This window comes from Tissierella sp. QWL-11, from assembly GCF_058683765.1.
This window is the reverse complement of the sequence record NZ_CM178750.1, coordinates 1907438-1930716: the sequence shown is the minus strand read 5'-3', so window position 1 is coordinate 1930716 and position 23279 is coordinate 1907438. Positions and strand designations below refer to the sequence as shown.

General features: G+C 34.3%; 11 protein-coding genes, 20 tRNA genes and 3 rRNA genes. 33 read left to right on the top strand and 1 reads right to left on the bottom strand.

What is annotated here, in order from left to right; genetic code table 11:
- The first annotated feature begins 19 nt into the window (after positions 1-19).
- The 7 genes from pheS to AC4PG3_RS09445 all read left to right on the top strand — a co-directional run bounded on the left by pheS (position 20) and on the right by AC4PG3_RS09445 (position 11679).
- Positions 20-1042, top strand: coding sequence for a phenylalanine--tRNA ligase subunit alpha (pheS, locus tag AC4PG3_RS09475; RefSeq protein WP_492196390.1), 1023 nt, complete (start codon positions 20-22; stop codon positions 1040-1042).
- 16 nt (positions 1043-1058) lie between these two features.
- Positions 1059-3452, top strand: coding sequence for a phenylalanine--tRNA ligase subunit beta (gene pheT, locus AC4PG3_RS09470; protein WP_492196389.1), 2394 nt, complete (start codon positions 1059-1061; stop codon positions 3450-3452).
- Positions 3453-3570: 118 nt separating this feature from the next.
- Entirely contained in the window at positions 3571-4128 is a 558-nt protein-coding gene (locus AC4PG3_RS09465) for a cell division protein ZapA (protein WP_492196388.1), read from the top strand.
- Positions 4129-4139: 11 nt separating this feature from the next.
- Positions 4140-6551, top strand: a complete 2412-nt coding sequence (locus AC4PG3_RS09460; protein ID WP_492196387.1) for a U32 family peptidase — start codon at positions 4140-4142, stop codon at positions 6549-6551.
- A gap of 14 nt (positions 6552-6565) precedes the next feature.
- Positions 6566-8944 (top strand): endonuclease MutS2, encoded by a 2379-nt coding sequence (locus tag AC4PG3_RS09455; protein WP_492196386.1) that lies wholly within the window; start codon positions 6566-6568, stop codon positions 8942-8944.
- 43 nt (positions 8945-8987) lie between these two features.
- Positions 8988-10688, top strand: a complete 1701-nt coding sequence (gene argS, locus AC4PG3_RS09450; protein WP_492196385.1) for an arginine--tRNA ligase — start codon at positions 8988-8990, stop codon at positions 10686-10688.
- Between the two features lie 10 nt (positions 10689-10698).
- On the top strand, positions 10699-11679 hold the full coding sequence (locus AC4PG3_RS09445; protein ID WP_492196384.1) for a hypothetical protein: 981 nt from the start codon (positions 10699-10701) through the stop codon (positions 11677-11679).
- On the opposite strand, the gene AC4PG3_RS09440 is transcribed toward AC4PG3_RS09445, so the two are convergent.
- Entirely contained in the window at positions 11676-11885 is a 210-nt protein-coding gene (locus AC4PG3_RS09440; protein ID WP_492196383.1) for a hypothetical protein, read from the bottom strand. The genes AC4PG3_RS09445 and AC4PG3_RS09440 overlap by 4 nt on opposite strands.
- Positions 11886-12006: 121 nt before the next feature.
- On the opposite strand from AC4PG3_RS09440, the gene AC4PG3_RS09435 reads away from it, so the two are divergent.
- The 26 genes from AC4PG3_RS09435 to AC4PG3_RS09310 all read left to right on the top strand — a co-directional run bounded on the left by AC4PG3_RS09435 (position 12007) and on the right by AC4PG3_RS09310 (position 23045).
- A complete protein-coding gene (locus tag AC4PG3_RS09435) occupies positions 12007-13773 on the top strand; it encodes a B12-binding domain-containing radical SAM protein (protein ID WP_492196382.1) in 1767 nt (588 codons plus the stop codon).
- Positions 13774-14526 (top strand): hypothetical protein, encoded by a 753-nt coding sequence (locus AC4PG3_RS09430; protein ID WP_492196381.1) that lies wholly within the window; start codon positions 13774-13776, stop codon positions 14524-14526.
- A 15-nt stretch (positions 14527-14541) separates the two neighbouring features.
- Positions 14542-15675, top strand: coding sequence for a tetratricopeptide repeat protein (locus tag AC4PG3_RS09425; RefSeq protein WP_492196380.1), 1134 nt, complete (start codon positions 14542-14544; stop codon positions 15673-15675).
- A 416-nt stretch (positions 15676-16091) separates the two neighbouring features.
- A 16S ribosomal RNA gene (locus AC4PG3_RS09420) occupies positions 16092-17624 on the top strand.
- A 114-nt stretch (positions 17625-17738) separates the two neighbouring features.
- Positions 17739-20665: ribosomal RNA gene (locus AC4PG3_RS09415) — 23S ribosomal RNA — on the top strand.
- A gap of 35 nt (positions 20666-20700) precedes the next feature.
- Positions 20701-20817, top strand: a 5S ribosomal RNA gene (gene rrf, locus AC4PG3_RS09410).
- Together the 16S, 23S and 5S rRNA genes with 20 tRNA genes alongside form the textbook arrangement of a ribosomal RNA operon.
- A gap of 110 nt (positions 20818-20927) precedes the next feature.
- Positions 20928-21002: transfer RNA gene (locus AC4PG3_RS09405), tRNA-Asn, on the top strand.
- Positions 21003-21018: 16 nt separating this feature from the next.
- Positions 21019-21108: transfer RNA gene (locus tag AC4PG3_RS09400), tRNA-Leu, on the top strand.
- Between the two features lie 36 nt (positions 21109-21144).
- Positions 21145-21221: transfer RNA gene (locus AC4PG3_RS09395), tRNA-Met, on the top strand.
- Between the two features lie 73 nt (positions 21222-21294).
- Positions 21295-21369 (top strand) — tRNA-Glu (locus tag AC4PG3_RS09390).
- Between the two features lie 23 nt (positions 21370-21392).
- Positions 21393-21468: transfer RNA gene (locus tag AC4PG3_RS09385), tRNA-Val, on the top strand.
- A gap of 19 nt (positions 21469-21487) precedes the next feature.
- Positions 21488-21564, top strand: a tRNA-Asp gene (locus tag AC4PG3_RS09380).
- A gap of 11 nt (positions 21565-21575) precedes the next feature.
- Positions 21576-21651, top strand: a tRNA-Thr gene (locus tag AC4PG3_RS09375).
- A 36-nt stretch (positions 21652-21687) separates the two neighbouring features.
- A tRNA-Tyr gene (locus AC4PG3_RS09370) sits at positions 21688-21772 on the top strand.
- A gap of 9 nt (positions 21773-21781) precedes the next feature.
- A tRNA-Gly gene (locus AC4PG3_RS09365) sits at positions 21782-21855 on the top strand.
- A 22-nt stretch (positions 21856-21877) separates the two neighbouring features.
- Positions 21878-21954: transfer RNA gene (locus tag AC4PG3_RS09360), tRNA-Arg, on the top strand.
- A 4-nt stretch (positions 21955-21958) separates the two neighbouring features.
- Positions 21959-22035: transfer RNA gene (locus AC4PG3_RS09355), tRNA-Gln, on the top strand.
- 33 nt (positions 22036-22068) lie between these two features.
- Positions 22069-22144, top strand: a tRNA-Lys gene (locus AC4PG3_RS09350).
- Positions 22145-22188: 44 nt separating this feature from the next.
- A tRNA-Ser gene (locus AC4PG3_RS09345) sits at positions 22189-22277 on the top strand.
- Positions 22278-22282: 5 nt separating this feature from the next.
- Positions 22283-22373: transfer RNA gene (locus AC4PG3_RS09340), tRNA-Ser, on the top strand.
- A gap of 54 nt (positions 22374-22427) precedes the next feature.
- Positions 22428-22504 (top strand) — tRNA-Ile (locus AC4PG3_RS09335).
- 52 nt (positions 22505-22556) lie between these two features.
- Positions 22557-22632, top strand: a tRNA-Phe gene (locus AC4PG3_RS09330).
- Between the two features lie 12 nt (positions 22633-22644).
- Positions 22645-22719, top strand: a tRNA-Trp gene (locus tag AC4PG3_RS09325).
- 15 nt (positions 22720-22734) lie between these two features.
- Positions 22735-22811: transfer RNA gene (locus AC4PG3_RS09320), tRNA-Ile, on the top strand.
- Between the two features lie 40 nt (positions 22812-22851).
- Positions 22852-22928 (top strand) — tRNA-Ile (locus tag AC4PG3_RS09315).
- A 40-nt stretch (positions 22929-22968) separates the two neighbouring features.
- Positions 22969-23045: transfer RNA gene (locus AC4PG3_RS09310), tRNA-Ile, on the top strand.
- The last annotated feature ends 234 nt before the right edge of the window (positions 23046-23279 follow it).

Here is a 23279-nt window from a genome sequence, read left to right as displayed (position 1 = left end):
TACTATTGGAGGGAATTAAATGAAGGATAAATTGCAAGATATAAAAGAAAGATCTTTTGAAAACTTGGAAGCAGTAAAAAACATTAAAGAGTTAGAAGAATTAAGAGTTAAGTTTTTAGGTAAAAAGGGAGAATTGACATATCTTCTAAGGGGTATGGGAAAATTGTCCAAAGAAGAAAGACCTATCATGGGACAGTTAGCCAATGAAGTAAGAGGGGAAATAGAAGCTAGGATTGATCTGATTAAAAAGGACTTAAAGGAAAAAGAAAAAAAACAAAAGATGGAAAAAGAAAAAATCGATATAACAATTTCAAAGAATAATCTTAAATTAGGACATAGACATCCTTTACTTTCTACTGTAGATGAATTAGAAGATCTATTTGTAAGTATGGGATTTAGTGTAATAACTGGACCTGAAATAGAGACTATACAAAATAACTTTGACGATTTAAATTCACCTGAAAACCATCCATCTAGGGACTTTTCTGATACATTTTATATAAATGATGATCTTTTACTTAGAACCCATACTTCACCAGTACAAATTAGGGCAATGAAAGAAATGGGAGCTCCTTTAAAGATGATATCTGCTGGTAGAACTTTTAGATTTGACGATGTGGATGATACTCACTCTCCAATGTTTCATCAATTGGAAGGATTAGTAATAGATGAAGGAGTTTCAATGGCAAATCTTATCTATACTTTAGATATCTTTATTAAAGAACTCTTTGGTAGTGATATGAAGACTAGATATAGACCTCATCATTTTCCATTTACTGAGCCTAGTGCGGAAGTCGATGTATCTTGTATAAAATGTAAGGGGAAAGGCTGTGAGCTTTGTAACTTTACAGGATGGAGCATGGAACTTCTAGGCTGTGGTATGGTACATCCTCAAGTATTAGAAAATTGTGGAATTGATTCTGAAAAATATACAGGATTTGCCTTTGGAATGGGAATAGACAGGATTACCATGGTAAAATACGGTATAGATAATATTAGATTATTGTTCGAAAATGATAATAGATTTTTAAAACAGTTTTAAAGGAGGGAGATAAATTATGTTATTACCTATAGAATGGTTAAAAGATTATATAGATACAGAGAAAACAACAAGAGAATTAGCAGATGGTCTTACATTATCAGGCTCCCATGTTGAATCTATTATTTCTTTAGACAAAGGTGTAGAAGGAGTAGTGGTAGGTAAGATTTCAGATTTAAAGCCTCATGAAAATGCAGATAAATTAGTTGTATGTAGAGTAGATGTAGGCAGTGAAGTTTTACAAATAGTAACTGGTGCTAAAAATCTTAAAATAGGTGATCTTGTACCTGTAGCTAAAATAGGATCTGTATTGCCAGGAGAAATAGTTATTGATAAAACAGATTTTAGGGGACTTGATTCCTTTGGGATGCTTTGCTCTTTAAACGAATTAGGGTATAGTGACAATGTTGTTTCAAAAAAATCCAAAGAGGGAATTCATATATTAGATAGAGAATATCCCCTAGGTACAGATATAAAATCTGTATTAGGATTAACAGATGAGGTTATAGAGTTTGAAATAACTCCAAATAGACCAGATTGTTTGAGTATACTGGGAATGGCAAGGGAAACTGCAGCTACCTTTAAATTAGACATAAAAGAACCAAAAATAGATATAAAAAATGAAGAGGACAGTATCTCGGATTATTTAAATGATATAAAAATAGAAAGTGAAAAATGTAATAGATACTATGCTAGAGTTATAAAAGATGTAAAAATAGGTAAATCTCCTAATTGGTTAGAGCAAAGACTTATGGAAGCTGGTATGAGACCTGTAAATAATATAGTTGATGTAACTAATTATGTAATGCTTGAATATGGAGAGCCGCTACATGCCTTTGATTTAGAGACATTAAAGGAGAAAAAGATAATAGTACGTCAAGCAGAAGAAGGAGAAAGTATAGCAACTCTAGATGATGTAGAGAGAAAATTAGATGAAAATGATTTAATCATAGCAGATGGAAAAGACCCTATTGCAATAGCAGGTGTAATGGGTGGATTAGACTCTGAAATCTCCAATGATACAAAAATAGTATTACTAGAAGGTGCCAATTTTGATGAAAAGAGTGTAAGACTTACTTCTAAAAAGTTTGGTCTTAGAACAGAAGCATCAAATAGGTTTGAAAAGGGAATAGATCCAAATTTATGTAGCACTGCTGTAGATAGAGTTTGTCAACTAGTAGAACTAATAGGGGCAGGAACCGTAGTAAGTGAAAATATGGATATATACAAGAATAAAAGAGAAGAAAAAACTGTAGATATTCGCCCTGAAAGAGTTAATAGTTTGTTGGGAATAAATATAAGCATAGAAGACATGCTAGGATATTTAAATTCTTTAGGCTTAAAATCTACTTACAAAGATGGATTAATTTCAAGTACTATTCCAACTTATAGATTGGATTTATCCATAGAAGCAGATTTAATAGAAGAGATAGGTAGGCTTTTTGGATTTCATAATATAGAGAGTAAAGCTTTAAGAGGGAAATTGACTCGAGGTCAAAAACCATATGAAAAGATTATAGAAAATAAAGCTAAGGAAATACTGACTGGACTAGGATATAATGAAGTAATGACATATTCTTTTATAAGTCCTAAGGCATATGATAAAATAAATACTCCAAAAGATAATGATTTAAGAAAATATATAAAGCTTTTAAATCCTCTTGGAGAGGATTATAGTGTTATGAGAACAACACTTATTCCAAATATGATGGATTTACTTAGTAGAAATTACAATAGAAATGTGGACTCTATTTTTGCATATGAAATTGGAAATATATTTATTCCTAAGGAATTGCCAGTAGTAGATTTACCTATGGAAAAGAAAGTTTTATCTATAGGTTTTTATGCAGAAGAAGATTTTTATTATTTAAAAGAGACTGTAGAAAAATTATTAAACATACTAGGTATAAAAAGATTAGACTATACTAGGGAAGAAAATAATCCTTTATTCCATCCAGGTAGAACTGCAAATATCATTATAGATGGAAAAAACTTGGGTACAATTGGAGAAGTTCATATAGATGTCTGTGAGAATTATGATATAGATAGAAGGGTTTATGTAGCACAATTAGACTTTGATATGATAGTTAAATTGACTAATTTTGATAAAAAATATAGACCATTACCTAAATATCCTTCAATAAAAAGAGATATAGCAGTAATAGTAAAAGAGGATATCCTAGTAGGAGATATCGAAAAGATAATATTAAAACATGGAAAAGATCTTATAGAAAAACTAGAACTATTTGACATATATACTGGTGATCAAATACCTGAAAATATGAAAAGTATAGCTTTTTCAATAATTTATAGATCTTTAGAAAAGACATTAGAAGAAAAACAAATAAATGATATACAAGAGATAATAATAAAAGATTTAGAAGAAAATTTAGGAGCTAAACTTAGAAGTTAAAGAGGTAGATTATCTACCTCTTTTTTCTAAAATAAGAGGGAAAATATAAAATTTGTAGAATATTATATTTACAAATATAAGTATAAAGATTATATTTATAAATATGAGGAGGGTAGTTATGACTAAGAAAAACAAAATAAATGTTATGATTGATGGTCGTAACTTTACAGTAGTTGGCGATGAAAATGAGGAATATATTTTAACTCTGGCAAAATTTGTAGATAAAAATATAAAAAGATTGGCAAATAAAAATAGCTATCTTAGTCAAACCATGTCTGCAACTTTAGCAGCACTAAATATTACAGATGAGCTGTTTAAAACTAGAGAAAAATTAGATGATTTAGAGAAAAAGACAAAAGAGCCCTTAGAAAATTATGAAAATGTAAAAATAAATTTGGAAAAATCAAATGAAGAAATAGGGATATTGAAAAAGGAAGCTATTGAATATAAGGATGAAATTTTAAATTTAAACAATGAAAAGTCTACAATAGAAAAACAAATGCAAAATTATATTAATTCTAATAAGAAAATGGAAGAAAAGATTAAAAAATTAGAATCAACTATTAAGCTATTACAAGACAAAAATTTTAAAAATCAAATTGAGATAGTTGAGATTAAGAAAGAATTAAAAGAATATATAAGATTATTAGACTTAGAGACAAGTGATGACAAATAAGAGAGGAAATTATGGTGAATAAAAAAATAGAACTGTTAGCTCCAGTTGGAAGTAAAGAATCTTTATATGCCGCTATAAATAATGGGGCTGATGCAGTATACCTAGGTGGTAAATTATTTAATGCTAGACAATTTGCCTCAAACTTCGATTTTGAAGAACTTAAGAAGGCAGTAGAATTTGCACATTTTAATGGTGTAAAGGTATATGTGACTGTGAATATATTAATTCACAATAGAGAAATCAGTAAAATATTAGATTATATTAAGTTTTTATATGAAATAGATGTGGATGCTATTATAGTACAAGATTTAGGAGTTGCAGATTTAGTTAAAAAGGTATTTCCAGATATGAACATACATGCTAGTACACAAATGACAATACACAATTTATATGGGGCTAAATTTTTAGAAGATATGGGATTTAAAAGAGTAGTTTTAGCTAGAGAAACTCCTATAGAAGAAATAAAACTTATACGAGAAAATACAAATATTGAAATTGAAAGCTTTGTTCATGGTGCACTATGTGTTGCGTATTCTGGAGCATGCCTCATGAGTAGCTTTATAGGTGGGAGAAGTGGTAATAGAGGAACTTGCGCACAACCTTGTAGAATGAAATATAGTCTAGTAGATTTAAAGAAGAATTCTATTAAATCATCTAAAAACTCTCATATTATAAGTACAAGAGATTTAAATACATTAGAATATTTAGATCAAATAATAGACAGTGGAGTTACTTCCTTAAAAATTGAAGGCAGAATGAAGAGGCCAGAATATGTTGCAACTGTAGTAAAGACTTATAGGAAAGCTTTAGATCAAGGGAAAGGCTCTATTAGTAAAAGAGATAAAAAAGATATCTATCAAATTTTCAATAGGGAGTTTACTAAAGGTATAACCTTGGGAGATTTTGGAAAGAATTTTGTATCTACTGAGAGACCTGACAATAGAGGAATATTATTAGGGAGAATACAAAATATTGACAATAAATTTGCATATTTAAAATTAGAAGAAGACTTAAAAGAAGGTGATGGCATAGAGTATATGCTATCAAATGGGAAATATAAAGGAGAAAGATCAAGAATATCTGGGAAAAAGGGAAGTACTGTAAAGTTAGAAAAACCTAAGTATATTTTAAAAAATTCTCCTGTATACAAGACTTCAAGTATAGATTTGCTTAATTCTGCCGATATATCTTATAAAATAGATAAAAAGCCTATAGATATGGAGATAGATATTAGCATAGGTGAATTTCCAAGTTTAAGACTAAGGTACAAAGATATTTCTATAGATACAGTTGGAGATTTTAAAGTGGAAAATGCAAATAAACTCTCTCTAGATGAAAAAACCTTAAAAGAACAATTATCTAAATTGGGAAATACTAATTATTATTTAGAGAATATAGAGATAAATCTAGAGGAAAATTCTTTTTTACCTCTAGGGGTCATAAATAATTTGAGAAGAGAAGCTGTAGAAAAACTAGATAAAATTCTTTTGAATTTTAACAATAGACATATAATAGATGACAAAGCTTATAAATCTTTAAAAGAAGATGCTTTAAGTCTAACACCTATAGTAAAATCATATAACAGAAAAGTATCAATTAAAGTCAGGGACAGATCTCAATTTGAAAAATTAGATTTAGATAAGGTAGATAGAATATACCTTGAATTTTATGAGGAGATAGAGGATGTATTAAAAGATTTAAATTATAGACAGATAGAAGTGTATATATCAACTCAAAGGATACTTCATAGCAAAGGTTTTGAGAAATTAGGAAAATTTTTAAATAAATTTAAAGATTTAATCCATGGAGTAAGTGTATCTAATCTAGGGACTTTAAAATATGTAAAAGATAGATTTGATTTTAAAATTCATACAGATATAGGTTTAAATATATTAAATTCTTATACTATAAATTATTTAAATTCAATTGGGGTAGATAGTATGTCTTTATCACCTGAATTAAATTTAAAAGAAATAAAAGAGATAGATAAATTATCTAATGGGAATTTAGAATCTGTGGTCTACGGATATTTGCCAAGTATGATTATGAAGACTTGTCCATTAGCTCTATTAAAAGGATGTAAAGATGATAGTGATTGTAAAAATTGTAATTTAGCTACTGGATATGGATTAAAAGATAGAATGGATATGATATTTCCAGTAGTAAGAGATAATGGATATACAATTACCTATAATTCAGTTCCTTTAATGGTTTTAGACAGTTTAAATGATATATATAAAGCTGGTGCTTCCATGATTAGAATTGATTTTACCATAGAAGAAGACAATATAAGAGAAATCCAAGATTGGTTTTATGATTTTGCAAATGGTTCTATAGAGGAGAAATTGGCAAAAGATTTAGTGGAAGAATTTAAAAAGCATAAAGATATAACAAAGGGACACTATTACAGAGGGGTAATTTAAAAGAGGTGATGTAATTGAACAAAAAAACTTTAAAGGCACTAGAATATAATAAAATATTGAAAAGACTAGAAGAAAAAGCTGAATCTGAATTGGGTAAACAAAAGATTAGAAATTTAGAAATTTCAACTGATAAAGATGAAATAACTTCTTGGATTGAAGAGACAGATCAAGCCCTTACTCTTTTAATAAAAAGAGGAAATCCCCCTCTGTTTGGTATAAAAGATGTAACTAGAGAATTAAAGAGAACAGAGATAGGAGGTAGTCTATCTCCGGAGGGATTACTTAAAATTTCAGATATCCTAAGAGTTGCTAGATCATTGAAATCTTATATAAGAGATAATGATTCAGATAAATTTTCTAGATATCCTATTATAGAAGGTATGATAGAGAATTTAGTAGTACACAAAGATATAGAGGATAAGATAAATATTGCAATTATAAATGAAAATGAAGTATCAGATAATGCAAGTGCAAACTTGAGAAGTATTAGAAGACAGATAACAAATAAAAATGAATCAATCAAATCTAAGTTAAATTCCATAGTAAATTCTCAAGCTTATAGAAAATATCTTCAAGATAGTGTAATTACCATGAGAGAAGGAAGGTATGTAGTCCCTGTAAAGCAAGAAAATAAATCTAACGTGCCTGGTATGGTCCATGATATTAGTTCAAGTGGTGCTACAGTATTTATTGAACCTATGGTAGTAGTAGAATTAAACAATGAGTTAAGAGAATTAGAGATACAAGAGATAAAAGAGATTGAAAAAATACTATTTGAATTGTCTCAAATGGTAGCAGCTAAAGCTTTGGATATAAGATTAAATCAAGAAATACTACAAGATGTAGACTTTATATTTGCAAAGGGAAAATTAGGTCTTGAAATGAATGCTACAAAACCTATAATAAATACTGATGGATATATAAATATAAAAAAAGGTAGACACCCTCTCCTAAAAGAGAAGACAATAGTCCCTACAGATATATATATAGGTAAGGATTTTAATTCATTAATAATCACAGGTCCTAATACAGGTGGTAAAACAGTTACATTAAAAACTGTAGGCCTATTTACTCTTATGGTGCAATCAGGACTTTTAATACCATCTGAGTCTAATTCTTCAATGGCTATATTCAATAAAGTGTTTGCAGATATAGGAGATGAACAAAGTATTGAACAATCTCTATCCACATTTTCATCTCATATGACTAATATAGTTGATATATTGGAGAATGCAGAAGAAAATAGTCTTATATTATTTGATGAATTAGGAGCAGGAACTGATCCAACTGAAGGGGCAGCCTTGGCTATGTCTATACTAGATTATTTACTTAAATTAAATACTAGAGTTATAGCAACTACTCATTATAGTCAATTAAAATTATATGCCCTTACTAGGGAAAAAGTACAAAATGCATCTGTAGAGTTTGATATAGATACTTTAAGTCCTACCTATAGACTTATGATAGGGGTTGCTGGAAAGTCAAATGCCTTTGAGATATCTAGAAGATTGGGATTACAAGAACATATAATAGATTATGCTAGAGACTTAATCTCCCAGGAAAACATAGAATTTGAAGATGTCTTACAGACAATAGAAAAAGATAGAAGACAGACAGAAGAAAATAAATTAGAATCTGAGAAGTTAAAATTAGAAATCCAGAACCTGAAAGAGGATTTAAAAAGAGAAAAAACTAAGACTGAAGAAATGCGAGATAAGATTATTCAAAAATCTAAACAAGAAGCTCGAGAGATACTTAAAGATGCAAAAGAGACTTCTGAGTTAATAATAAGTGAATTAAAAGATATATCAAATGAATTGGGTAGAGAGAGAAGTAGAAAAGTTCAACAGGCTAAAGAATTGATGAAGGTCAAAATTGATGAAGTAGACAAGTCTCTTACAGATGCTGTTTTAAATGTAAAGGCAAAAAAACCACCTAAAAATCTTAAAATAGGAGAAGATGTTGAAGTTTTATCTTTAAATCAGATGGGTAAAGTTCTGACACTTCCTGATGAAAGTGGAAATTTAAATGTACAAGTTGGAATTATGAAGGTTAATGTAAATATTTCCACATTGAGACGGGCTCAAACTGTGGAAAAGGAAGCATCTAAAATAAGATCTAAAAATATAATAGAGTCAAAATCAAAATATATAAAAAATGAAATAGATTTAAGGGGAAAAAACATAGAAGAAGCTATAATGGATCTAGATAAATATTTAGATGATTCATATATTGCAGGACTAAAAGAGGTATATGTAATTCATGGCAAAGGGACAGGAGCGTTGAAGAAAGGACTTATACCATATTTTAAAAAACATAGACTTGTTAAATCTTATAGATATGGAGAATATGGCGAGGGAGGACATGGCGTAACTGTATTACAAATAAAATAAACTATAGAGCTTAAAAGAATTAGTAATTTAGGAGGATAACAAAATGATAAACTTTAAAGAACAAGTGATAAAGTTATTAAAAGAACATATAGAGGATTTAGATAAAGATGAAATATCAAAATTAATAGAAACACCTCCATCTTATGAAATGGGTGATTATGCTTTTCCTACTTTTAGATTGGCAAAGGTTTTTAGAAAATCTCCAAATATCATAGCACAAGAGTTAGCCCTTGAAATGCAAGGTAGCGAGTATTTTCAAAAGATAGAAAATAAAGGACCGTATATTAACTTTTTTATAAAGAGAGATAAATTAGTTGAAACAGTTATAAAAGAAGTTAATGAAAAACAAGAAGAATATGGTTCCTCTAATTTAGGAAAAGATAAGACAGTAATAGTAGAATTTTCTTCACCAAATATTGCTAAACCTTTTCACATAGGCCATATTAGATCTACTGTAATAGGAAACTCTCTATATAAAATATACAAATTTTTAGGCTATAATACTCTAGCAATAAATCATTTAGGAGACTATGGGACTCAATTTGGTATGCTTATTTCTGCTTATAAGAAATGGGGAGATAGGGGAGTTATAGAATCAAACCCTATAAAGGAACTACTAAAGCTCTATGTAAGATTTAACAAAGAAGCAGAAGATGATGAGTCATTAAAGGATGAAGCTAGATATTGGTTCCATGAATTAGAAAACGGTCATGAAGAAGCTTTACAACTTTGGAATTGGATTAGAGACATAAGTTTGAAGGAATTTAATAGAGTATATGACATGCTTAATATTAAATTTGATTATTTTACAGGGGAAAGTTTCTATAGTGACAAGATGGCTAGTATAGTAGATGAATTAGAAGAGAAAAATTTATTAGAACAATCAGAAGGGGCTTACTTAGTTAATTTAGAAGAATATGACATGCCTCCAGCACTTATAAAGAAAAAAGATGGATCTACACTTTATACAACTAGAGATATAGCAGCTGCTTTTTATAGAAAAAATACTTATGACTTTTACAAAAATATATATGTAGTAGGATCTCAACAAAATTTACACTTTAAACAATGGATGAAAGTAGTAGAGCTTATGGGATACTCCTGGGCAAAGGATTGTATCCATGTACCGTTTGGAATGGTAAGCTTAGAAGAAGGAACTTTATCAACTAGAAAAGGTAGAGTAGTATTCTTGGAAGATGTATTAAATAATGCTGTTGAAAAGACTTTAGAAATAATAGATAATAGAAATCCAAATCTTGAAGACAAAGAAAAAATCTCCAAACAAGTAGGAATAGGAGCGATTATATTCCAGGAATTATTTAATCAGAGGATAAAAGATTATGTATTCTCATTAGACAGAACCCTTAGTTTTGAAGGTGAAACAGGGCCTTATGTACAATATACTCATGCAAGAATAGTATCTTTACTAAAAAAAGGAGAGTTCAATCAAGAAATTGAAATTGATTATAGTTTACTAAGTTCAGAGGCTGAAATAGATATAATTAGACTTATATATGATTTCCCTAGAATAATAGTTGACTCTTGTAGTAAAAATGAACCTTATTTTATTACTAGACATTTAGTAGAAATTGCTAAGTCCTTTAACAAATTCTACAATAGCTCTCAGATTTTAGTAGAAGATAAAGAACTTAAAGATGCTAGACTAATGTTATGTTATATAACAAAGACAGTTATAAAGACAGGCTTAGCTCTGTTGGGGATAGAATCACCTAATGTAATGTAGGAGTGTATGAATGTTACAAATAGATTTAGAAAAAATAATTATAAATGTGTTCAAAAATGACATAAAAGTTCACAAAGAAATCACAAATATATCTCAGATAGCTACTATGACAATAAAATCTCTTTTACCTAATGAAAAAAGGGTAGGTAATTCTATAGACTATAGAAGATTTAAAGAAGAGTTAAAACTATGGAAACACTATAGAATTAGAAGAAATGAGGATATTGATAAAATTATAAAAGATACAAATACTTGGGATTATTTTAAATACAAAGATAAAACCTTATATTCTAGAATTCTTCCAATTATTGTTGCTAATCCTGAATATGAGCTGATGGAAAAAGAAGTTGTTAAAAACTTGCTATATACAACTGGAGATTTAAAAACTTTATGGACCTGGATATTTAATATTAGAGTAATCTATAATCTTATAAGACAAGAAAACAATATAGTACAAGATGTAAAGGACTATATAATAGGTTTTGCTCAAGTAGATTATTTAGAGAAGCATGGAAGATTCTATAGGTTTTCCTTAGATGATTATCCTGGGAATTTCAAGATTGAATTTGAAAAAAATAGAATTGACTTGATAAATATTTTAAATGGAATCCATATGAATGGGTATAAGCAGGTTTTAGATATATTAGGAATATTAAAAGGACAAGATCCAGAGACTACTTTATCTAAGATTATAATAAGTTCTAATAAGGATATGGATTTAGATATTGATTTAGATATTGATTTGCCTAAGTTTTATCTAAATATGAATGAATATATTTTAAAGCTTAGGAAAAGTAGAATAGATCCAGAAGACTTAATAATAGATAAGTATAATTTACCGGATATATTTAGCTTTAAAGAAGGGGATGTATTTTTCCATTCTTTAATTAATAATGGAAGGGTAATAAAAAAAGAAGTTAGAAATAATGTTCTAACTTCTTTGGTTCAAACAAAATCAGGTATGTATTTATTTAAGAGAGACCCTTTCTAAATAGATTGGGTTTCTTTTTCTAGATATTCCATGAAGGTCTCCTTAGATAACTCAGATAGAGAAGAAAGTTCATCTATAAAGCTATCTCTTAATTCTAAGAAATCTTCTATTTTAGTATTAACACCTGTGTATTCTAGTGCTTTTATAATTAACAACATGTCTCCTTTGGACATTTCTTGAATAGATATTTTATCAAAACTATGCATTTTTTGACTCCTCTCATAGATAATATATATTATATTCTACATCTTTTGACATAAACAATCAACACTAGAAACTAAAGGTTAAAATTAATTTAATAAAAAAGAAAGAGAAAGAGAGGAAAATATGAAGACAATACTTACAACACTAAACTCTAAATATATACATTCAAACTTAGCCATTAGATATTTATCTACCTATGTAGAGGATGATTTTAAAACTGATGTTTTAGAGTTCACAATAAATCAAAATATAGACTATATTTCCAAGGAAATATATAAGTTGAATCCTGATATTGTAGGATTTTCTACTTACATATGGAATTTAAATGAAACCTTAAAGATTAGCAAAATACTAAAGATAATAAATCCTAAACTAAAGATAATTTTAGGGGGACCAGAGGTATCATTTGAAGGAGAAAAACTTATGGAGGAAAACCCCTATATAGATATTATAGTTTATGGAGAAGGAGAGTTGACATTTAAAGAGCTTCTTTCTTCAATTAATAAAAAAGATCCTCTAAATAATATAAAGGGAATTATATATAGAGATAATGAGACTATAATAAAAAATGGGGAAAGGGAATTTATTAATAATTTAAACACTATTCCATCACCATATAAATTAGATTTTAAAAACTTTGAAAATAAAATCGTATATTATGAAAGTTCTAGGGGATGCCCATTTAACTGTAAATTTTGTTTATCTTCTACTTTAAAGGGTGTGAGGTATTTTGATTTAGAGAGGGTAAAAAGGGATTTAAGTGTATTGATAGATAATAGGGTAAGACAGGTTAAATTTGTAGATAGAACATTTAATGCCAATAAAAAATATGCTATGGAGATTATGCAGTTTATAATGGATAGAGATCCTAAGGATATAAACTTTCATTTTGAAGTTACAGCACATCTTATAGATGATGAGATGCTAGAGTTTTTAAAAACCGCTAAGGAAGGATTATTTCAATTTGAAATAGGAGTACAGTCTACAAATCCTAAGACTATAGAAGCTATAGGTAGAACTACAGACTTCCGTAAGCTTACACAAGTTACAAAAACTATAAGTTCATATAATAATATTCATCAACATTTAGATTTAATAGCAGGATTACCCTATGAAGATTATGAAAGTTTTAAAAAATCATTTAATGATGTATATGATTTAAGACCTGAAAAGTTGCAGTTAGGATTTTTAAAATTATTGAAGGGATCAGACTTAAGACTAAAAGAGGAAGAATATGGGTATAAATATTTAAATGAACCCCCATATGAAGTTTTAGAAAATAACTATATTACATTTGGCGATCTTATACTATTAAAGAGTATAGAGGATTTAGTAGAAAAATATTATAATGAAGGAAACTTTAAACATACCTTAGAATATATGATTAAGAACCATTATAGAAGTGCATTTTTATTCTATGAAGAATTTGCAAATTATTGGGAGATAAAAAAACACCACGAAGTGTCACATAGCAAAAAAAATCTATATATCATACTAAAGAATTATATAGATTTCAAGGGTTATAAAGATGGGGGAATAATAGGGGCTATACTGAAGTATGACTATATTTCAAATAACAAAAGATCTCAATTACCTAAAGAGCTTAGGGAGAATCATGAAGAGATTAAACAAAATGAAGTCCATAGATTATTAAAGGAGGAAGAAATTCTTTCTAATTATTTAGTAGAGTATAGAGATACTCCTACTAAAAAAGTAATAAATAAAACATCTATAAACAAATTTCAATATAATGTACTTGAAATAATAGATGGGAACTATACCTCACATATTAAAAAAGAAGAAACCTATATATTATTTAAATATAGAGATTCAGTAATGCTAAACTGTAATACTTATGATGTTACAAAGCAAGTAAAGGAGTTGTGCTAATTGGATATAATAAGGGATTTTATATATATTAATAAAAATGTTTTAAAGAGTACGATAAATAGTTTCAAAAAGAATTGGATTCTAATTTTTACAGGAATTATATATATTACCCTAAGTGCTGCTATATATAATTTATTAGGGTTTATCTTAAGGGGACCCTTTTCAATATTTGGAGGGATTCTATCGGCTGTTGTAAGTAGTAGCTTAATATCTAACTATCTGTACTTATTATTTAATATAGTTAATTATAATAGATTAAGCTTTCAAAATTTTAAAGATGGATTTTCTTATTTCCTATGGAAAATATATGGAGTACTCTTTATAGGGTTCATAGGGAGTTACTTATTGTCTTTTATATTTAGAATTGTAGGACCGGGAGCTGATTTTCTAAATATGATTATAAGCTTAACAATTATAATACTTTTGAATCCATTACCTGAAACCCTATATATAAAAAGTTATGATGCATGGGGTAGTATAGTAAAAACAATAGAATTTATGCAGGAAAATTGGGTGAATTGGCTAATACCTAATATAGTTTTTTATACATTAATATATTTAGTTACTGGAAATATATTATCTGGCTTGTTTAATACATATATTTCTTATAGTGCATTATTTAATGTTAGAAGTGTATTATTTTACTTTATAGGTCAAACTATATTTTCTTTTATGATGTTATATAGAGGATATCTATATAAAATGCTAAGTGGTAGTACAAGAAGAAAGAGAATGTATATGAGAAAATTTTAATAAAAAGGTGATAAAATGAAATATATAAATGAATACTTCAAAAAAAAGAATAAAGATATAACTTTTATTGAGATAAAAGAAGACTCCCATATACTTATTGATAGATTTAAGATAAAATCTGGGATATCTTTGCCTATAATTACAAAAGATTTAGCAAAAAAGATCTATACAGAAGATATAGATGAAATAAAAGTAAGATCTATAATAGATGGAATTATATATACTCTAGGGGTGGATCCTTTGTTTATATATAATGATGAATATAAAAATATACTAATGAGCTATGATAAAAACATAGTGGATTATATATTATATAGATCTATAAAGCTTTATGAAGAAGGGGATTACAATGAAAGTGGTATTTATTCAAGAGCATTATTATCTATTGATGAAGGCAATATAAGGGGGCTATTTAATTATTCTTTGGTATTAGAGAAGTTAGGGCTTGGATTTTTAGAAAAAGAGAACTTGAAAAAGGCAGACGAATTTATTAAAAAATCAAGTGATATATTAAATGAAATATTAAAGATAGATGATAGCTTTAAATTAGCTTACTATAAATTAGGCTTTCATTATAAGTACTTTGAGAATTATTTAAAGGCTAGACTAATATGGGAGAAGTTTCTTCAAATGAGTGATGATGAAATATTGTCACAAGAAATTAGAGAGGAATTAAATACTATAGATGATGATTCTAATTTGGAGATGGGACTTACTTATCTAAGTTACAAAGATTATAATAAAGCTTTAGACGCATTTTTAAAACTATTGCCAAAGTATGAAGAAAATTGGAATGTAAATTATTTACTAGGACAAACTTATAATGGGATAAATCAGTTTGATCTAGCTACTTCTCATATGTCTAAGGCTTTAGAATTAAAGGATGATATAGTAGATATATATAATAGCTTAGGTATTATGTATATGAATATGGGAGATATAAAGAAGGCCATAGATATTTTTAACTATGGAATAGATAAATTAGAAAAAGAATATACACTATATTTTAATAGAGGATTATTGTTTATTCAGGAAGGTAAATATGAAAAAGCACTAAAGGATATAGGCTTTGCAAATAAATTACAACCTGAAGATGAAAGGGTAAAATCCTATTTAGAGCAGTTAAAATCAAGCATGGATAATGTATAATATTCTGAAATTAGGATATAAATAAAAATGTTGATAAATATTCTTGACATTTATTATAAAACAATGTATCATAGTATAAGTCAGCTAGGGAGTGCAGGAAAACAGCACAAAACTTCTTAAAAAATAAATTGAGAAAAGGGTTGACAAACAAGAAGAAACATAGTATCATATTAAAAGTCGGCAAAACAAATGCAGACAAAATTCAACAAAGTAACAAAGTCAACACAGCAACAAAAAGTCAACAAAAAAGTTTTTTTAAAAAAACTGTTGACAAGAAAGAAAAGATTTGTTATACTAATAAAGTCGCCTCGAGAGAGCGGCAATGAACTTAGATAATTAAACAGTGTGAAATACTTTGAATCTAAACACACAAAATCAATTAACAACAAATAATTGAGCCAATCAAACTTAAACTTTTAAATGAGAGTTTGATCCTGGCTCAGGACGAACGCTGGCGGCGTGCCTAACACATGCAAGTTGAGCGAAGTTTTAAAAGAAGATTTCTTCGGATTGACTCTTTTATTATCTTAGCGGCGGACGGGTGAGTAACGCGTGAGAAACCTGCCTTTCACAAAGGGATAGCCTCGGGAAACTGGGATTAATACCTTATGATACTTTTAGATAGCATTATTTAAAAGTCAAAGCGTAAAGCGGTGAAAGATGGTCTCGCGTCCCATTAGCTAGTTGGTGAGATAAAAGCTCACCAAGGCAACGATGGGTAACCGGCCTGAGAGGGTGAACGGTCACACTGGAACTGAGACACGGTCCAGACTCCTACGGGAGGCAGCAGTGGGGAATATTGCACAATGGAGGAAACTCTGATGCAGCGACGCCGCGTGAACGATGAAGGCTTTCGAGTCGTAAAGTTCTGTCCTAGGGGACGATAATGACGGTACCCTAGGAGGAAGCCCCGGCTAATTACGTGCCAGCAGCCGCGGTAATACGTAAGGGGCGAGCGTTGTCCGGAATTATTGGGCGTAAAGGGTTCGCAGGCGGCCTTTTAAGTCAGATGTGAAATCTCACGGCTTAACCGTGGTAAGCATTTGAAACTGGAAGGCTTGAGTTAAGGAGAGGAAAGTGGAATTCCTAGTGTAGCGGTGAAATGCGTAGATATTAGGAAGAATACCAGTGGCGAAGGCGACTTTCTGGACTTATACTGACGCTGAGGAACGAAAGCATGGGGAGCAAACAGGATTAGATACCCTGGTAGTCCATGCCGTAAACGATGAGTGCTAGGTGTTGGGGGTCAAACCTCGGTGCCGCAGCTAACGCATTAAGCACTCCGCCTGGGGAGTACGTACGCAAGTATGAAACTCAAAGGAATTGACGGGGACCCGCACAAGCAGCGGAGCATGTGGTTTAATTCGAAGCAACGCGAAGAACCTTACCAGGGCTTGACATGCCTCTGACCACTCTAGAGATAGAGTTTTCCCTTCGGGGACAGAGGACACAGGTGGTGCATGGTTGTCGTCAGCTCGTGTCGTGAGATGTTGGGTTAAGTCCCGCAACGAGCGCAACCCCTATTTTTAGTTGCTAACAAGTTAAGTTGAGCACTCTAGAGAGACTGCCGATGATAAATCGGAGGAAGGTGGGGATGACGTCAAATCATCATGCCCTTTATGTCCTGGGCTACACACGTGCTACAATGGTCGGTACAACGAGGAGCCACTTAGCGATAAGGAGCGAATCTCTAAAAGCCGATCCCAGTTCGGATTGTAGGCTGCAACTCGCCTACATGAAGTTGGAGTTGCTAGTAATCGCGGATCAGAATGCCGCGGTGAATGCGTTCCCGGGTCTTGTACACACCGCCCGTCACACCATGGAAGTTGGCGATACCCGAAGCCAGTGAGCTAACCGCAAGGAAGCAGCTGTCGAAGGTAGGGTCAATGACTAGGGTGAAGTCGTAACAAGGTAGCCGTATCGGAAGGTGCGGCTGGATCACCTCCTTTCTAAGGAGAAACAAAGTACTCACACTGTTTTCTTATATATATTAACTTATTAAATTAAGTTACACTGAACATTGAAAACTACAAAAGCAATAAAAAATAGATCAAAATTTTTAAGGTCAAGTTATTAAGAGCATAGGGCGAATGCCTTGGCACTAAGAGCCGATGAAGGACGGGATAAGCACCGAAATGCTTCGGGGAGTCGCAAATAGACTTTGATCCGGAGATGTCCGAATGGGGAAACCTACTTGAGCAACCCTCAAGTATCATACACTGAATACATAGGTGTATGAAGGAAGACCAGGGGAACTGAAACATCTAAGTACCCTGAGGAAGAGAAAGAAAAATTCGATTTCCTAAGTAGCGGCGAGCGAACGGGAAACAGCCCAAACCAGATTTATCTGGGGTTAAGGAAAAAGCAAAGGATATAAAATTAGTAGACGAAGAAGACTGGAAAGTCTCACCAAAGAAGGTGATAGTCCTGTAGTCGAAACTAAGTTTATACAGGCTTTTCTCCAGAGTACCATGAGACACGAGAAATCTTGTGGGAAGTAGGGAGGACCACCTCCCAAGGCTAAATACTCCTTAGTGACCGATAGAGAATAGTACCGTGAGGGAAAGGTAAAAAGAACCCCGGGAGGGGAGTGAAATAGAACCTGAAACCCTATGCTTACAAGCAGTGGAAGCACTTTATATGTGTGACCACGTACTTTTTGTAGAACGGGCCAGCGAGTTATGGTATGCAGCAAGGTTAAGTAATTAAGTTACGAAGCCGTAGGGAAACCAAGTCTTAATAGGGCGAATTAGTTGTATGCCATAGACCCGAAACTGAGTGATCTATCCATGGGCAGAGTGAAGTTGAAGTAAAATTCAATGGAGGCTCGAACCGGGTAACGTTTAAAAGTTATCGGATGACCTGTGGATAGGGGTGAAAAGCCAATCGAACTCAGAGATAGCTGGTTCTCCTCGAAATAGCTTTAGGGCTAGCCTCAAGATAAAGTGAGATGGAGGTAGAGCACTGACTGGCTAAGGGGCGCATAGCGTTACCAAAGCCTATCAAACTCCGAATGCCATACTCATATACTTGGGAGTCAGACTATGGGGGATAAGCTTCATAGTCGAAAGGGAAAAAGCCCAGACCACCAGCTAAGGTCCCTAAATCCAAATTAAGTGTGAAAGGATGTGGGGTTTCACAGACAACCAGGATGTTGGCTTAGAAGCAGCCATACATTTAAAGAGTGCGTAATAGCTCACTGGTCGAGAGACCCTGCGCCGAAGATTTCCGGGGCTAAATTTGGTACCGAAGCTGTGGATTGATACAATGGTATCAGTGGTAGAGGAGCATTGTGTTAGGCTTGAAGCTATACCGGAAGGAATGGTGGACTTAACACAAGAGAGAATGCTGGCATAAGTAGCGAAAGGTGAGTGAGAATCTCACCCGTCGAAAGCCCAAGGTTTCCTGAGGAAGGCTCGTCCACTCAGGGTAAGTCGGGACCTAAGCCGAGGCTGAAAAGCGTAGGCGATGGACAACAGGTTATAATTCCTGTACTAGATAAATGCGTTTGAGAGATGTGGTGACGCAGAAGGATAAGTTGAGCGCGCAGTTGGAAAAGCGCGTCTAAGCAAGTAGGAAGTGGGGATAGGCAAATCCGTTCCCATAATTCCAAGATGTGATGGGGATCGAAAAACAAGTAGAGAAGCAACTGACTCCATGCTGCCAAGAAAAGCCACTATCGAGTATTTAACTACCCGTACCGTAAACCGACACAGGTAGGCGAGGAGAGAATCCTAAGACGAGCGGAAGAACCTTTGTTAAGGAACTCGGCAAAATGACCCCGTAACTTCGGGAGAAGGGGTGCCAGAGAAGGATAGATTGCACAATCGAAAGATCATCTGGCCGCAGTGAATAGGCCCAAGCGACTGTTTACCAAAAACACAAGTCTCTGCTAAGTCGAAAGACGAAGTATAGGGGCTGACACCTGCCCGGTGCTGGAAGGTTAAGGGGAAGAGTTAGGAGTAATCCGAAGCTTAGAACTTAAGCCCCAGTAAACGGCGGCCGTAACTATAACGGTCCTAAGGTAGCGAAATTCCTTGTCGGGTAAGTTCCGACCCGCACGAAAGGTGCAACGACTTGGGCACTGTCTCAACAAAGGATCCGGTGAAATTGTAGTACACGTGAAGATGCGTGTTACCCGCGACAGGACGGAAAGACCCCGTGGAGCTTTACTGCAGGCTGACATTGGATTTTGGCATAACATGTACAGAATAGGTGGGAGACTAAGAAACCAGGACGCTAGTCTTGGTGGAGTCAAATGTGGGATACCACTCTTGTTAGGCTAGAATTCTAACCTGGTACCATTATCTGGTATAGGGACACTGTCAGTTGGGCAGTTTGACTGGGGCGGTCGCCTCCTAAAGAGTAACGGAGGCGCTCAAAGGTTTCCTCAGCACGGTCGGAAATCGTGCGAAGAGTGTAAAGGCAAAAGGAAGCTTAACTGCAACACCTACAAGTGGAGCAGTAACGAAAGTTGGACTTAGTGATCCGGTGGTACCGCGTGGAAGGGCCATCGCTCAACGGATAAAAGCTACCCCGGGGATAACAGGCTTATCTCCCCCAAGAGTTCACATCGACGGGGAGGTTTGGCACCTCGATGTCGGCTCGTCTCATCCTGGGGCTGGAGTAGGTCCCAAGGGTTGGGCTGTTCGCCCATTAAAGAGGCACGCGAGCTGGGTTCAGAACGTCGTGAGACAGTTCGGTCCCTATCCGTCGTGGGCGTAGGAAATTTGAGAGGAGCTGTCCTTAGTACGAGAGGACCGGGATGGACAAACCGCTGGTGTATCAGTTGTCTCGCCAGAGGCATGGCTGAGTAGCTAAGTTTGGAAGGGATAAGTGCTGAAGGCATCTAAGCACGAAACCCCCCTCAAGATAAGATTTCCCATCAATAGAGTAAGACTCCAGGAAGACCACCTGGTAGATAGGTCTAAGGTGAAAGAGTAGTAATACTTGAAGCTAAAAGATACTAATAAGTCGAGGACTTGACCAAATAATGATCAAAGATAAATTGCTAAGTAGTTTTCGTCTGGTGACGATAGCAAGAGGGACACACCTGTAACCATACCGAACACAGAAGTTAAGCCTCTTAACGCCGATGGTACTTGGGTGGCAACGCCCTGGGAGAGTAGGAAGTCGCCGGGCTTTATAACCTAACCCAATGAGCAAAAGCGAATTGTAGGTAGGTTAAAGGCAATGAGCACCAAATTTGCACGACCGTAGGAAGTGAACAAATTTGAGTTGCGAAACTGCATTCTTAGGTAGCTCAATGGTGGAGCAACCGGCTGTTAACCGGTAGGCTGTGGGTTCGAGTCCCACCCTGAGAGCCATAGTATAAATTGAAGGGCCGGAGTGGCGGAACTGGCAGACGCACAGGACTTAAAATCCTGCGACCCTTAAAAGGTCGTACCGGTTCGATTCCGGTCTCCGGCACCAAGTTTTACTTAAAGTAAGATTAAGTGTGCCACATATCGCGGGATGGAGCAGTCTGGTAGCTCGTCGGGCTCATAACCCGGAGGTCGTAGGTTCAAATCCTGCTCCCGCAACCATAAAAACTCTTTTAAGATAGTAGTACTCTATGAGTGCAACCAAAAATCTTTATAAAATACTTATTAATTGTATGGCCCCATGGTCAAGCGGTTAAGACATCGCCCTTTCACGGCGGTATCCGGGGTTCGAATCCCCGTGGGGTCACCATTTTAAAACTTTATATAATTAATGGGCGCATAGCTCAGTTGGGAGAGCACCTGCCTTACAAGCAGGGGGTCACAGGTTCGAGCCCTGTTGTGCCCACCATTAATTTAGTATTATTCGCGGCCTGGTAGTTCAGTTGGTTAGAATGCCAGCCTGTCACGCTGGAGGTCGAGGGTTCGAGTCCCTTCCAGGTCGCCATTTTAAATTATGCTGGCGTAGCTCAGTTGGTAGAGCAACTGACTTGTAATCAGTAGGTCGGGGGTTCAAGTCCTCTTGCCAGCTCCAACAAAATAATAGTAGTATCATTTAGATACTACATAGGGAGGAGTACCCAAGTGGCTAAAGGGGACGGACTGTAAATCCGTTAGCTCTGCTTTCACTGGTTCAAATCCAGTCTCCTCCACCATTATACCATGCGGGTGTAGCTCAGTGGTAGAGCCCCAGCCTTCCAAGCTGGTTGCGAGGGTTCGATCCCCTTCACCCGCTCCAATAAAAACATTTTATTAATTATGCGCCTATAGCTCAGCAGGATAGAGCAATGGACTTCTAATCCATGTGCCGGGGGTTCGAATCCTCCTAGGCGCGCCATTATTGGGGTGTAGCCAAGTCGGTAAGGCACTAGACTTTGACTCTAGCATTCCACAGGTTCGAGTCCTGTCACCCCAGCCAAATAAATATGATTTTTTAGTAATGCATTTTCATGATCCATTAGCTCAGCCGGTAGAGCACCTGACTTTTAATCAGGGTGTCCGGGGTTCGAATCCCCGATGGATCACCATAATTTGTCTAAAGCCATAGACAAATTTTAGTTTTCTAATACCTGGAGAGGTACCGAAGTGGTCATAACGGGGCGGTCTTGAAAACCGTTAGGGTGCAAGCCCACGTGGGTTCGAATCCCACCCTCTCCGCCAAAGATGGAGAAGTACTCAAGTGGCTGAAGAGGCTCCCCTGCTAAGGGAGTAGGTCCTTCACGGGGCGCGAGGGTTCAAATCCCTCCTTCTCCGCCATTAACACTTCTCGTAAAAACAAGGTGGATATTTGAAGTTGCCCATAATATATTGGGGCCTTTAGCTCAGTTGGTTAGAGCGCCCGGCTCATAACCGGTAGGTCCGGGGTTCGAGTCCCTGAAGGCCCACCATTTTTTTTTATCTACATATAAGCAGAGTGATAATGAAAAAGTTTCATTTTTAGCCCAGATAGCTCAGTCGGTAGAGCAGTAGACTGAAAATCTACGTGTCGCTGGTTCGATTCCGGCTCTGGGCACCAAATTAAAAAAATAGGGGTGTAGTTCAGTGGTAGAACGTCGGTCTCCAAAACCGAATGCCGTGGGTTCAAATCCTGCCACCCCTGCCATAGAATTAGACTTTAGGGCCTGTAGCTCAGGTGGTTAGAGCGCACGCCTGATAAGCGTGAGGTCGGTGGTTCGAGTCCACCCAGGCCCACCATATTATAAACTAATTTAACGAATGATACCCTATTTACTAGGGGCCTGTAGCTCAGGTGGTTAGAGCGCACGCCTGATAAGCGTGAGGTCGGTGGTTCGAGTCCACCTAGGCCCACCATATTATAAACTAATTTAACGAATAATACCCTATTTACTAGGGGCCTTTAGCTCAGTTGGTTAGAGCGCCCGGCTCATAACCGGTAGGTCTGGGGTTCGAGTCCCTGAAGGCCCACCATGGAAAAAGTACACTTGTAAGTGTACTTTTTTTTATTGTGCGCCCAGCATGGACGCAAACTAGTCGGTGAAAGTCCGATACGGGGGTTGATAGTGCCAACCGTTAGCTTAAGACAAGGGTGTCCACTGTGAGGTGGAATCTGAAGGAAGTCGGCGGCAAAACTCCGGTCTGAGGTACACGAACTACATTTGAGGCTTGACCTTGTGGATGAGGTTGCAATACAAACCAAAGTCC

Excerpts from the sequence above, each read along its gene's own strand:
- AC4PG3_RS09440 (WP_492196383.1), bottom strand. The coding sequence starts at position 11,885 with ATGCATAGTTTTGATAAAATATCTATTCAAGAAATGTCCAAAGGAGAC.
- AC4PG3_RS09460 (WP_492196387.1), top strand. The coding sequence starts at position 4,140 with ATGGTGAATAAAAAAATAGAACTGTTAGCTCCAGTTGGAAGTAAAGAA.
- argS (WP_492196385.1), top strand. The coding sequence starts at position 8,988 with ATGATAAACTTTAAAGAACAAGTGATAAAGTTATTAAAAGAACATATA.
- pheS (WP_492196390.1), top strand. The coding sequence starts at position 20 with ATGAAGGATAAATTGCAAGATATAAAAGAAAGATCTTTTGAAAACTTG.
- pheT (WP_492196389.1), top strand. The coding sequence starts at position 1,059 with ATGTTATTACCTATAGAATGGTTAAAAGATTATATAGATACAGAGAAA.
- AC4PG3_RS09425 (WP_492196380.1), top strand. The coding sequence starts at position 14,542 with ATGAAATATATAAATGAATACTTCAAAAAAAAGAATAAAGATATAACT.
- AC4PG3_RS09445 (WP_492196384.1), top strand. The coding sequence starts at position 10,699 with ATGTTACAAATAGATTTAGAAAAAATAATTATAAATGTGTTCAAAAAT.
- AC4PG3_RS09435 (WP_492196382.1), top strand. The coding sequence starts at position 12,007 with ATGAAGACAATACTTACAACACTAAACTCTAAATATATACATTCAAAC.
- AC4PG3_RS09465 (WP_492196388.1), top strand. The coding sequence starts at position 3,571 with ATGACTAAGAAAAACAAAATAAATGTTATGATTGATGGTCGTAACTTT.